At 63.3% G+C, this 12,375-nt stretch carries 8 protein-coding genes; 1 reads left to right on the top strand and 7 read right to left on the bottom strand.

Translation table 11 applies throughout. The annotated features are described in order from the left end of the window. Nucleotides 1–106: 106 nt before the first annotated feature. The 7 genes from EOA13_RS09475 to EOA13_RS09510 all read right to left on the bottom strand — a co-directional run bounded on the left by EOA13_RS09475 (nt 107) and on the right by EOA13_RS09510 (nt 10,211). The gene (locus EOA13_RS09475; protein WP_127291721.1) at nt 107–2,542 is read right to left on the bottom strand and encodes an FAD-dependent oxidoreductase; all 2,436 of its coding nucleotides are present in this window, start codon (nt 2,540–2,542) and stop codon (nt 107–109) included. A 182-nt stretch (nt 2,543–2,724) separates the two neighbouring features. After that, nucleotides 2,725–3,369: a cytochrome c oxidase assembly factor Coa1 family protein gene (locus EOA13_RS09480; RefSeq protein ID WP_127291724.1), complete on the bottom strand. Its 645-nt coding sequence runs from the start codon at nt 3,367–3,369 to the stop codon at nt 2,725–2,727. 81 nt (nt 3,370–3,450) lie between these two features. After that, the gene (locus tag EOA13_RS09485; RefSeq protein ID WP_127291727.1) at nt 3,451–3,816 is read right to left on the bottom strand and encodes a hypothetical protein; all 366 of its coding nucleotides are present in this window, start codon (nt 3,814–3,816) and stop codon (nt 3,451–3,453) included. 141 nt (nt 3,817–3,957) lie between these two features. Next, nucleotides 3,958–5,337, bottom strand: a complete 1,380-nt coding sequence (locus EOA13_RS09490) for an aspartate aminotransferase family protein (RefSeq protein WP_127268234.1) — start codon at nt 5,335–5,337, stop codon at nt 3,958–3,960. A gap of 256 nt (nt 5,338–5,593) precedes the next feature. Further along, complete coding sequence (locus EOA13_RS09500) at nt 5,594–7,666, bottom strand: prolyl oligopeptidase family protein (RefSeq protein ID WP_127291729.1); 2,073 nt, start codon at nt 7,664–7,666, stop codon at nt 5,594–5,596. Nucleotides 7,667–7,734: 68 nt separating this feature from the next. Then, nucleotides 7,735–8,907 carry an MFS transporter gene (locus tag EOA13_RS09505; protein ID WP_127291731.1) on the bottom strand — a complete coding sequence of 391 codons (1,173 nt, stop codon included), beginning with the start codon at nt 8,905–8,907 and terminating at the stop codon, nt 7,735–7,737. A 128-nt stretch (nt 8,908–9,035) separates the two neighbouring features. After that, the gene (locus EOA13_RS09510) at nt 9,036–10,211 is read right to left on the bottom strand and encodes an MFS transporter (protein WP_127291930.1); all 1,176 of its coding nucleotides are present in this window, start codon (nt 10,209–10,211) and stop codon (nt 9,036–9,038) included. 259 nt (nt 10,212–10,470) lie between these two features. Here EOA13_RS09510 and EOA13_RS09515 point away from each other — a divergent pair, with 259 nt between their 5' ends. Beyond that, complete coding sequence (locus tag EOA13_RS09515) at nt 10,471–12,048, top strand: trimethylamine methyltransferase family protein (protein WP_127291733.1); 1,578 nt, start codon at nt 10,471–10,473, stop codon at nt 12,046–12,048. The last annotated feature ends 327 nt before the right edge of the window (nt 12,049–12,375 follow it).

Genomic DNA, 12,375 nt, shown 5'->3' on the forward strand with positions numbered 1-12,375 from the left:
ATGCGTATCTGGCAAAGCCGCGTTCCTGATGGAGCGCGGTTTTTGCGTTTTGCCCTGCAGCACGTTTTGAGACATCGATAACCCGGAAACTGTACTCCGGGATGCCTCACAAGCGCCCGCGGGCGCCTTCCGGATCATAGGGCGAGGCGGCGATCACCTTGGCCGCGCGGCGCTCGCCGAGGATGGACACCTCGAGCTCGATACCGGGCGACACAAGGTCCAGGGGCAGCAGCGCGAGTGCGATGTCGTGACCAAGAGTATAGGAAAAGCCTGCCGAAGTGACGTGACCAACGAGTGCGCCTTCGCGGTAGACGCCCTCGAAGGCGAACGCGCTCGCACCTTCGGTATCGATCGACAGCGTGACGATCCGGCGTGTCACCTGCTTCTGTTTTGCGACCAGTGCCACGCGGCCGATGAAGTCCCCCTTGTCGAGGTTGACGAAGCGGTCGAGACCGCTTTCCCAGGCTGACAATTCAAGATTCATATCCCGATACATGGCCCGATAGGATTTATCGAGACGAAGCGATTCCAGCGCTTGAAGTCCGACCAGTCTCAGCCCGTGTGCCTCTCCCGATGCCAGAAGTGCCTCCAGCAAATGCCGCTGATAGCAGAGCGGATGATAGAGCTCCCATCCCAATTCGCCCGAATAGTTGACGCGCAGCAGTCGCACGTCGCTTGCCATGCCGACAGTGCCGGACTGCACGCTGAACCAGGGGAAGGCCTCGTTGGAGAGATTTATCTCCGTCAGCGGCTGCAATATGTCGCGCGCCTTCGGCCCAACCACCGTGAAGCTGCCGCGATCCTCCGTGACGTTGCGCAGATGCACGCTGCCGTCCTTCGGCAACAGCCGGCGGAGATCGTCAAGGTTCCAGCGCTCTGCGCGCGGCGTCGATATGAGGTAGAACAGGTCGCTCTGCAGCCGCGCCACCACATATTCGGCCTGCACGCCGCCGGCTGGCGTCAGGTGATGGGCAAGAGCGACGCGACCGGGACGCGGCAGTCTGTTGGCCAGGATTCCGTCGAGCCAGTCCCTTGCGCCCGGTCCGCTGACCTCGAACTTGGTCATTGGTGTCATCTCGACCAGGCCAGCGGCCTGGCGGACAGCCTGGACCTCCGCGGCGACGTGGTTCCCTTTGGGGGTCCAGCGCCAGCTGTAGACGTTGCGCGCTTCGACACCCGCAGGCGCAAACCAACTCGGCATCTCCCAGCCGTTCAACACATCCCATACCGCGCCGAGCTGGCTTAGACGGTCATAGGAAGGGGCCGTTTTCTGCGGTCGCGCCGCCGGCATGTCCTGGCCAGGATAGTGCTGTGCGGCGTGGGTGCCCCAGGCTTCCCGGACCTTTGCCCGGGTCCAGTTCTTGTTGGCATATTGGCCGAACCGACGGGGATCCAGTTCCGCCGTGTCGATGCTGTTGCCACCCTCCACGATCCGTTCGGAGAGGTAATAGCCAATCGCACCGCCCCAAAGGATGCCCCCTGGCACTCCTTCGGCGAGCCAGACATTCTCCAGGCCCCACGCCTGCCCCATCAGCGGCAGTTCATCGGCTGTCATCTGGAAAGGTCCTCGCACGTTCCGCTTGATGCCGGCGCGTCCGAGCGCGGGAACTAGTTCGGTCGCGCGTTCCCAGTTCCAGGACACAGCGTCGAAGTCTTCATCAAGCAGATCGGCGCCGAACCATTCCGGGACGCCGTTTTCACCGAACAGCTTGAGCTGCTCGGTGCGCTCATAGGGGCCGAACATCAGCCCGTCTCCCTCTTCGCGCAGATAGCCCTCGTAACCCTCGTCCCTGAGGATCGGCATCTCCGGAAGACCAAGCCGTTTGCGTTCCACGATTTCGGGAACCGCCTCGGTGATCCAGTACTGATGCAGGATCGGGATCGCGGGAATGTCCAGGCCCAGCATGGCGCCTGTCTGGCGTGCGTAATTGCCGGTTGCAAGGATGACATGTTCGCAAACGATGTCACCGCGCGAGGTCTTGACCTTCCACTCGCCGCTCGGCATCCGCTCGAAACCCACAACCTCGGTATCAAGATGGATCTTCGCGCCGAGGTCGCGTGCACCCTTGGCCATGGCCTGGGTGACATCGGCGGGTGCAATGTGGCCGTCATCGGGATGGTAGAGGGCGCCCAGCATGCTGTTGTTGTCGAGCAGCGGCCAGATCTCTCGCGCCTCCGCGGGCGATACGATCCGGGCCCGCACACCCTGGACCTCGGCGACGTCCATATAGCTTCTGTACTCGTCCAGCCTGTCGCGCGTATTGGCAATGCGCAGTTGCCCGCATTTGTGCCAGCCGACGTTCTGGCCCGTCTCCGCCTCCAGGCCTTCATAGATTTCGATCGACCTGGCGATCATGCGGCCGACATTGCGGCTGCGCGCGTAAGAGGGGATGAGCCCCGCGGCATGCCATGTCGACCCGGCCGTAAGCTGTGTTCGCTCCAGCAATGCCACATCGGTCCAGCCGCGCTTTGCCAGGCCGTAGAGAATGCCGGCACCCACACAGCCGCCACCGACCACGACCGCACGAAAGGAACTCACCATATGCGCGTGCCCTTGTATGAAATTGCCACCGGTCCACATGAACGCATGCGCATACTGTCAGACAGCATCCGGCTTTTCAGCATATTTCCTTGTCTGGAACGCAGCAGTGGTCACCCGATTGTTGGGCCACAAAGCCGGCCGAACTGTCAGCTGTCGCGCCCGCGTCTTTGCGTTTTGCCCAGCTATATTCCGATTGCAGCATTCGGGATCGGGACATGATCTTCGTTGATCAGCACGATCGGCGCATCGGTTCCCTCGACCCTGACGACCAGCAGGCGCAAGCTCCATGTGCCGGCTGTCCGGACAGCGGTCGAATAGGCCGTGCCCTTGCCCTTGGCGCCGTGGACCGGAATGCCGAACTGGGCGTCGCCGGCCCCATTTGCATTGACGTTGAGATGGCCGCCGACCCAGAAACTGTCGGTCAAATCATCACCCAACGCCGCCTTGACGCGGTCGTCGGCGCGAAGCCTGTCCATCGTCATGTGATAGGCATCGCTGCCTTTCAGGACGTAGGGAATGCTGCCCACCATCGTCGCGCAGCCGCCAATCCCGACCACCCAGACGGCAAGGCCGGCGATTGCCCAGTTGCGCTGCGTCTTGCGGAACTGCTCGGCGTCACGCCAGGCGCGGTTCTGCCAGGCCCAGCGGCTGCCGCGCGCGCCCAGCACGATGATCATGATGATGTTGACGACAGGGATCAGCGCCAGCAGCGCAATGAAGGTGCTGTTGCCGATGCCCCAGATCCAGTTGAGGAAGAAGGCGCCCCAGTTCCAGCGGTCGAGTTCGGCTGGAATTTCAGCCGGCTGGTTGAGCGGTTGTCCGGCCATCGTGTCCCCCATCGGTGACGTACCGACTGATTCTAGCGCATGAGCCCGTCAATGCGCAAAATCAAAGTTCTGCAACTTCTGTCAGGTCTTGTTGGAGAGCCGGCGAAAGTTCGCTTTCACGGCACGGCTTGCCGGCTTCAGCGCGGCGCCGATCGAGCGTTCAGCGGCGACACCGTTAAACAGCGACGGCGTGCGGCCGGAAAAGACCTCCGGCCAGAACCGCGATGCCGATTGCAGGAAAGACATTTGCGCCGCAAGCGCACCTTCGGCCATGGCAACGGTCTTCTCGTTGACCGCACGCGCGGTCTCCGTGCTCCATGGCTGGCTGCTCCCGCCATCCATGGCCATCAACGGCAGCCGCATCATCGCCACCAGCGGCGCCAGCATCAGGTCGTCGCCGATGCTGGCCGCTTCTTGCGTCCGTCGGCTTTTGCCGGTCTTTCTCATGGAAACAAACCCCTTGTCGCGGCCGAATCAGCCGCAGCCCCACACACTACGCGCTTGTGGTGGAATTCGTTCGCTTCCCGCTTCAGCATGGTCTCAAGGCTGGGCGCTCCCTCAAGGAGCGCCCAGCCAAGGGGTCGAGTTCTACCGCTTGCGAAGATCGGCTTGCGCCAGATCCAGCGCCTTCGAGATGCGGTCGCAGGCCATGTCGATCGTATCGCGGGTCCAGATCAGCGGCGGCGACAGGATCATCGTGTCGCCGGTAGCGCGCAGCATCATGCCGTGCGCGATGGCATGATCGCGCACGGTCACCGCCGCACTTCCAGCCGGCAGGAACCGCTCCTTGGTCGCCTTGTCCTTGACGATCTCGATCGCGCCCATCAGTCCGATCGAACGCACCTCGCCGACCAGATCATGTCCGGCAATGCGCTCCTGCAACGCCTTGGCGAAATAAGGACCGGTGTCGTTCCTGACGCGGTCGACCAGCCCTTCGCGCTCGATGATCTCGAGGTTCTTCAGCGCCACGGCGCAGGCCACCGGGTGGCCGGAATAGGTGTAGCCATGGTTGAACTCGCCGCCCTTCTCGACCAGCGTCGAGGCGATGCGGTCGCCAACCAGCAATGCCGACAGCGGCTGATAGCCCGAGGTCAGAGCCTTGGCGGTGGTGATCGTGTCGGGCTCGATGCCGAGCGTCTGGGCGGCGAACCATTCGCCGGTGCGGCCATAACCGGTGATGACTTCGTCCAGCATCAGCAGGACATCGTATTTGCGGCAGATGCGCTGCACTTCCGGCCAGTAGCTCGCCGGCGGTATCTTCACGCCGCCCGCCCCCATGACCGGCTCGCCGATAAACGCGGCAACCTTGTCGGCGCCGGCTTCGAGGATCGCCTCCTCGACAGCCCCGGCCGCGCGCAGGCCGAAATCATGATCGCTCTCGCCAGGCAGAGCCAGTTCATAGGCGTAGGGCATCATCACATGGACTATGTTGGGCACCGCACCGTTGAGCTGCTTGTGCATACCATCCATGCCGCCGAGCGAGGTGCCGGCAACGGTCGAGCCGTGATAGGCCATCTTGCGCGAGATGATGCGGTTCTTCTCCGGCTGGCCTTCCAGCACCCAATAGTGGCGCACGAGACGCAGGGCCGTGTCGTTGGCCTCCGAGCCCGACGAGCCATAGAACACCTGGTTGACGTGCTTCGGCGCGATCTCCGCCAGCTTCTTGGACAGCAGCACTGGCGTCGGCGTCGAGCATTTGAAGAAGGAGTTGTAATAAGGCAGTTCCTTCATCTGGGCATAGGCGGCCTCGGCCAGCTCGTCACGGCCATAGCCGATGTTGACGCACCACAGCCCGGCCATGCCGTCGAGGATTTCAGCCCCTTCGGAATCGTAGATGAAAGGGCCGTTGGCATGGGTGATGATGCGCGACCCGGCCCCGCGCATTTCCTTGTGGTCGGTGAACGGATGCAGATGATGCGCGGCGTCGATCTGCTGAAGCTGCTTCAGCGAATAATTCTGATAGGTCATGTCTGATCTTTCCTCTGGATTCTATCCGGCAAGCCGGGGCGAATGCTTCAGAGGCACAGAGGTGGCGAATAGCCGATGCGGGCGCACAGCCGCAAAAGCTCAGCGCGCAGTGTACGCGGTGACGGCGTCACCGCGACCCGCAATGCGCGAGCCTCAAATGCGTCAATCAACATCCTGACGAGAGCCATGGAAGCCACCTTAGAGCAAAGGCTGGTCGAGGAGAACCACCCTTTGCTTGGCCCATAACGGAATGAGTCTAGGCCTTGGCTGTCAGCGCCCTCTGCAGGAAAACATATTTCATCGCCGTCTGCGCCGCCTGCGGCCGGCGGTCGCCACGCCCGCCATGGCCGCCCTCGGTCTCCTCGAAGAACAGCGTCCTGGCATGGCCGGCTTCCTGCAGGCGGGCGGCCATCTTGCGCGCATGGCCGGGATGGACCCGATCGTCAGCGGTCGATGTGGTCAGCAGCACCGGCGGATAGGCGGCAGCGGCGTCGACATGCTGGTAGGGCGAGTAGGCTGAAAGCCACTTCGCGTCTTCGGGTTTCGACGGATCGCCGTATTCGGCCATCCACGAGGCGCCGGGCGGCAATTCGGCGTAACGCAGCATGTCGAGCAGCGGCACCTCGATGATGACGGCGCCGAAAAGCTCGGGATGCTGCGTCAAGGAAACGCCGGTCAGCAAGCCGCCATTCGAACCACCCTGGATGCCGAGTGAGCTTGCTGTCGCGATGCCGCGCTTGACGACGTCCTGCGCGACCGCTGCGAAATCATCGAATCCGTTTTGGCGATTGCCCTTGAGCGCCGCTTGATGCCAGGCCGGGCCGAACTCGCCGCCGCCACGGATGCAGGCCTGCACATAGGCATTGCCCTTTTCCAGCCATAGCCTGCCGCGCACGCCGGCATAGCCGGGCAGCAGCGGCACTTCGAAACCGCCATAGCCGTAAAGCAGCGTCGGCACCGGCCCCTTCTGATCGCGCCGCCTGACGACGAAATAAGGGATCATCGTGCCGTCCTTGGAGCGCGCCTCGAACTGTTCCGAGATGAGCGGCGAGGCATCGAAACGCGCCGGCTGCGACTTCACGGTAGCGAGCGTCTCGCCATTGTCGTCAGACCAGATGATCGAACTCGGCGTCAGGAAATCGGTGAAGGAGAAGGACACGCTCGAGCCGAACTGCTCGGCATGGCTGATGCCGACATTGCCATTTTCGGGCAGCGCCACCGGTTTCAGCGACCAGTTGCCATCCTTGCGCTCGCAGACGACGACCTTGCCGCGCACATTGTCCATCAGGCTGATGAACAGCCGGTCCCGCGTGCGGGCAACGCCGGCTATGGAAACGCGATATGCCGGCTCGAACAAGGTTTCGACAGGTCCGAGCGCGCCGATCTTGACCCAGTGCGCGAGATCCAGCGAATAGAGGCCGTCGGGCTTGCAAACCGTGCCGTCGGGCGCCGTCCATGGACTGCGCACGCCGAACACGAGCTGATCCCTGAATATTGCCGTATCGGTCATGTCGTCCGGTAGCGGCAGTTGTTTGTTTTCGCCGGAAGGCAGCCGAAGGAAGATGTGCGAAGCGAAGAAATTCAGCGTTCGAGCCAGGACCAGATAACGTCTGTCACCGTCGTACTCGACAGCGGCACCAACGGCGAGATCCTCTTTCTGCGTCTCGAAGATCGGCGTCGCGTCCTCCAGCTTGGTACCGCGCTTCCACAGCTTTATGACTCGCGGATAGCCGGACTCGGTCTTGTCGGCCTCGTCGAAAGCGGCCGAAACAATCACGGTGTCCTTATCCAGCCAGCTGAAGCCCGACTTGGAAGCGGGTGCACGAAACCCACCCTCGACAAACGACTTGGTCGCGATGTCGAATTCGCGCATCTCGCTGGCATCGCCGCCATCCGGCGACATACTCACCAGGCAACGGTTGAAGTCCGGATAGAGTCGGCTTGCACCGCCAAAAACCCATTTTACCCCCTCCTTCGCCGCAAGCTGGTCGAAGTCGATGATCGTTTCCCAGTCGGGCTTCTCGGTCTTGTAGGAAGCGACGGTCGTGCGGCGCCAGAGGCCGAGCACATTGGTCTTGTCCTGCCAGAAATTGTAGACATGGCCGGCTTTTGCCGCGCCGACCGCGATGTTGTCCTCGGCCGTCATCAGGTTGAGCGCGGTCTGGAACGACGCCTGATAGGACGGATCGCCCTGCAATTCGCCAACCGTGACCTCGTTCTGGCGATGTACCCAGTCCAGTGACTGCTTGGCCGTCCTGTCCTCCAGCCAGAGGAAGGGATCGTCGGTCGAGGGGGTGGAATTCGGCGTCTGGGTGGCAGGCTTGGTCATGAGGTCTCCGATAAACGCGTTGCTTTGAAAAAGCCAACGCCGATAGGCCGTATCGATATTCACTAGGCTCAGCGCACAATTGAGGCTTTCCGCCCACCAGCGAGGCTAGCAATAGCCAGCGCCAAGCACAGCAGCCCAAGCGTGATCGGCAGCCCGCCGGCACCCAAAATATCCATCGCGCCGCCCGCCAGCGGCGGCACGGCGATACCGCCGACGCCCCACATCAAGGAAAAGGCCGCATTACCGGCAACCAGTGCGGAGCCGGTGAAGCGTTCGCCGAGCTCGATGATCGACATCGTGTAGATGCCGTAGGAAACCGCGCCCCAGACAAAGATCATTGGCCAGATGAGCGGCGATTCGATGAGAAGCGGAAGCAGGACGCAGCCGAGCACCGTGATCGCGACGCAGGCGAGCCGCACCTGGCGCGCGGAAAGCCTTTCCGCCAGCAGGCCTAGCGGCACCTGCATGGCGATATTGCCGGCAATCATCACCGACAGCAGCGCCGACATGCGGATCTCGGTGATGCCGTGATGGGTGCCATAGACCGGCAGCAACGCCAGCGCGCCCTGTTCGAAGCCGGCGGCGACTATGACGGCAAACAAAAGCAGCCACGCCAGCGGCACGAAACCCAGGACGGAAACCTGATGCCCGGCCTCGTCGACCTTTGGCAAGCGCGGCAGCACCGAGGCCAGGCAAATGCCGCACAGCACGAAGGCGAGAATGCCGACGAGGAAGGGCGGCCAGCCCTCGGTGCCGACGGCAAGCAGGCACAGTGGCCCGGCCGCGAAACCGGCCGAGATGATCGTCGAATAGACACCCATGACGCGCCCTCGCCGGGCCGGCGGCGCCAGCGCGATGACCCAGATCTCGCTCAGCACATAGAGCGGGTTGGTCACCACACCGATCAGGAAGCGCAGGGGAAACCACAAATAGACATTTTGCGTCCAGCCGATCAGCGCCAGCACGACAGCCGAAAGGGCCGCACAGGTAAGCGCCGTGCGCCCTGCCCCGAACCGCCGCGCCAGCGCCGGGATCAATGGCGACGACAGGATGAAACCGATCGGCGTCATGGCCGCCGACAAGCCGATCATCGCTGGCGAAACGCCCTGGCGCTGCAGGATGAAACTCAGCAGCGGATAGGACAACCCTTGCGCGATGGCGAACACCGAGACGGTCGCGATCACACCGGTGATCGCTGCCCATTGCATCGCCTCGTCCTTGTTCGATTCAACCAAATTCATGTGCGCACCGCTATCGAGGCTGCAGGATTAGCGATTGAGCAACGTGGTGGTAAGCCCCTGGCAGGCGAAAACCGCTTTCTCCGGACAATGCCTGCCAGGAGGGTGGGACTGTCAGGAGGTCGGGCTCGTCAGGAAGCTCGGCGCACGGACGACCGGTACAGCGCGAACATCACCAGCACCGCGTCGAGGCCGGCAATGACGACCGGCAGCCCGAGCGCGCCGAAGCCTTGCATGAGCAGGCCGGCACCGGGCGGGCCGACGATGCCACCGACGCCCCACATCAGTGCAAAGGCAGCGTTGCCGGCGACCAGCACAGAGCCCTTGAACCGGCTGCCGAGTTCGACCAATGCCATGGTGTAGACGCCGTAACCGACCGCGCCCATCACCAGCAGCACGACCCAGATCAACGGCGTTGTGATCAGCAGAGGCAGCAAAAGCGCGCAAACGGTTGTTGCCAGCGCGCAGACGATGATCATGGCGCGGCCGCCAAAACGCTCCGCGAGAAGGCCGAGTGGTATCTGCAGCAGGATGTTTCCGAGGGAAAGCGCCATCACCAGCGAGGCCAGAACGGCTTCGGCCAGGCCGTAGCTGGCGCCGAAGACCGGCACCAGCGCATAGGTGCTCTGCTGGACCGCCGCCGAGACAAGCACGGCAAGCAGCAGCGCAGGCGCCATCCTGGCAAAGCCGACAAGGCCGCTGGCAGGCTGGCCGTCATCCTCGAATCCGGTGAGCTTAGACGAGACCGCGTGCAGGATCACCGCGCAGAGCGCGAAACCGGCGACGCCGACCATGAAGGGCGCCCAGCCCGACGTACCGAGCAGGGTCAGCGCGAATGGCCCGGCGGCGTAACCGGCGCCCATCAGCGTGTTGAACACGCCCATCACCCTGCCGCGCCGCGATGGCGGCGCCAGCGACAGTGCCCAAACCTCGCCAAGGATGTAGAGCGGGTTGATGACGACGCCGATAATAAAGCGAATGACGAACCACGCCACCCAGTCCTGCAGATAGCCGATGCCCAGGAAGCAGAGTGCGCCGATCAGCGAGCAGCCGACCGCCAGGTTGCGCCCACCGACCAGCCGCACCGCCGCCGGCACGAAGGAAGCCGAAAAGATCAGCCCGAGCGGCATCATCGCCGCCGACAAGCCGATCAGCGCCGGCGACATGCCTTGTTTCTGCATCAGCAGCGTGAACAGCGGCGAGCTCAGCCCTTGCGCAGCGCCAAACATGGCAAGTGCCGCGGTGACGGCGGCAAGCGCTGCCCACTGCGTTCCCGCTTCGCCTTCGCTCGAGCCGGTCGCGACCATGCTGGTTCTGTCATCCATATGAAGTGCTGGCCATCGGGCCAGCAAGCCCGACTAGCTACGGGTTCGATCCGGGCAAAGGAAGGGCCGGCAGGCGAAATCCGCTTGCGCCAACGGGGTGATGGGATCAGGCCGATGTCGCGGCCGCGCGGCTGCCGTTCCGGCATGTCGCTTCCCTCGCCCTAGTGGTCGCCGCCTCCGCAATGGCTGGACAGCCGCCGGTCCATTATGCCGCCCGCTATCGCATCCTACGAGGACCATCATGACCGCCGCCCTACAACCCTTGGAACCGGCATTGGCCACCGACCGCGCCCGTCGCGGCGGCCGCGCCGGAAAGCGCGCCGGCGGCTCGGCCGCGTTCGAGCAGCCGGCTTTCCGCCAGCTGAAGAACCCGCTGGCGCCGACCAGGCTGGTCTCCGACGACGAGCTGGAATCGATCCACCTCGCTTCCCTGCGCGTGCTGCGGGAAATCGGCGTCGACGTGCTGCATGACGAGGCCCGGAGCATCATGAAGGCGCATGGCGCCGATGTGCGCGACGGCTCAGAACGGGTGCGCTTCGACAGCGACATGATCCTGGAACTGGTGTCGCACTGCCCGTCGGAGTTCACCATCCATGCCCGCAATCCCGCTCACAATGTGCGCTTCGGCGGCAACAATGTGATCATCTCGATGATGGCGTCGGCGCCCAATTGCTCCGATATCGATCGTGGCCGCCGGCCCGGCAACCAGCAGGACTACCGCAACTTCCTCAAGCTTGCGCAGATGCACAACATCCTGAACTGCACGGGCGGCTATCCGGTCGAGCCGACCGATATCCATCCGTCCGTCCGCCACCTCGAATGCATCCGCGATCTCAGCGTGCTCACCGACAAGGTGTTCCACATCTATTCGCTCGGCAAGGAGCGCAATGTCGACGGCATCGAGATCGCCAGGATCGCGCGCGGCATCAGCCATGAACAGATGCTGGAGGAACCATCCGTCTTCACCATCATCAACACGAATTCGCCGCTCAAGCTCGACGTGCCGATGATGGAAGGCATCATCCAGATGTCGAGCAAGGGCCAGGTCGTCGTCGTGACGCCGTTCACCCTGTCGGGGGCCATGGCGCCTGTCACCATCGCCGGCGCACTGGTGCAGCAGAACGCCGAGGCGCTTGCCGGCATCGCCTTCGCCCAGATGGTGCGCAAGGGCGCGCCCGTCGGCTATGGCGGCTTCACCTCCAATGTCGACATGAAGTCCGGTTCGCCGGCGTTCGGCACGCCGGAATACATGAAGGCGCAGCTTGTCGGCGGCCAGCTTGCCCGCCGCTACAACATCCCCTACCGCACCTCCAACACTTGCGCCGCCAACACGGTCGACGCGCAGGCGGCTTATGAAAGCGTGTTCTCGCTGTGGGGCGCCATCCAGGGCGGCGGCAATCTGATGATGCATGCCGCCGGCTGGCTCGAGGGCGGCCTGCGCTGCTCCTACGAGAAGACCATTCTGGACATCGACCTGCTGCAGATGGTGGCCGAATTCCTGACCCCGCTCGATCTTTCCGAAGATGCACTCGGCTTCGACGCCATCCAGTCGGTGGGGCCAGGCGGCCATTTCTTCGGCACCCAGCACACGCAGGACCGCTACAAGACCGCCTTCTATTCGCCGATCCTCTCCGACTGGCGCAATTACGAGACCTGGGCGGAAGCCGGCTCACCGACGGCGCTCGAAAAGGCCAACAAGGTCTGGAAGGAGCGGCTGGCGTCCTATGAGGAGCCTTACATGGATCCGGCCATCCGCGAGGAACTCAACGCCTTCGTCGCCAAGCGGCGGTCCGAAGGCGGCGCGCCGACCGATTTTTGATCATCTGTGTTGTTGATGAACAGTCGACCCCCACTCCGTCGAGCTGCGCTCGACACCTCTTCCCCGATCGACGGGGGAGAGGAAAGGCGCGAGCTTATACAGGCTGGCTCCCTTCCTCTCCCTCCGGAGGGGGGAGAGGTGGCGTCGCGAAGCGGCGACGGAGTGGGGGAAGCCGTTCCTGAAACGCGCAGCCGCCGCAAAATTGGTACAACGAAGATAGCGCGTAACCTACGGCAAGCGGGCAACCAGGCGGAAGCATTGCTTTGATGAACAGTCGACCCCCACTCCGTCGAGCTACGCTCGACACCTCTCCCCCGATCGACGGGG

Source organism: Mesorhizobium sp. M7A.F.Ca.US.011.01.1.1 (assembly GCF_003998295.1).
Taxonomy (GTDB): domain Bacteria; phylum Pseudomonadota; class Alphaproteobacteria; order Rhizobiales; family Rhizobiaceae; genus Mesorhizobium.

Bases quoted from the DNA above. Each gene is read 5' to 3' on its own strand.
- EOA13_RS09475 (WP_127291721.1), bottom strand. From the start codon at position 2,542: ATGGTGAGTTCCTTTCGTGCGGTCGTGGTCGGTGGCGGCTGTGTGGGT.
- EOA13_RS09510 (WP_127291930.1), bottom strand. From the start codon at position 10,211: ATGGTCGCGACCGGCTCGAGCGAAGGCGAAGCGGGAACGCAGTGGGCA.
- EOA13_RS09505 (WP_127291731.1), bottom strand. From the start codon at position 8,907: ATGAATTTGGTTGAATCGAACAAGGACGAGGCGATGCAATGGGCAGCG.
- EOA13_RS09490 (WP_127268234.1), bottom strand. From the start codon at position 5,337: ATGACCTATCAGAATTATTCGCTGAAGCAGCTTCAGCAGATCGACGCC.
- EOA13_RS09480 (WP_127291724.1), bottom strand. From the start codon at position 3,369: ATGGCCGGACAACCGCTCAACCAGCCGGCTGAAATTCCAGCCGAACTC.
- EOA13_RS09485 (WP_127291727.1), bottom strand. From the start codon at position 3,816: ATGAGAAAGACCGGCAAAAGCCGACGGACGCAAGAAGCGGCCAGCATC.
- EOA13_RS09500 (WP_127291729.1), bottom strand. From the start codon at position 7,666: ATGACCAAGCCTGCCACCCAGACGCCGAATTCCACCCCCTCGACCGAC.
- EOA13_RS09515 (WP_127291733.1), top strand. From the start codon at position 10,471: ATGACCGCCGCCCTACAACCCTTGGAACCGGCATTGGCCACCGACCGC.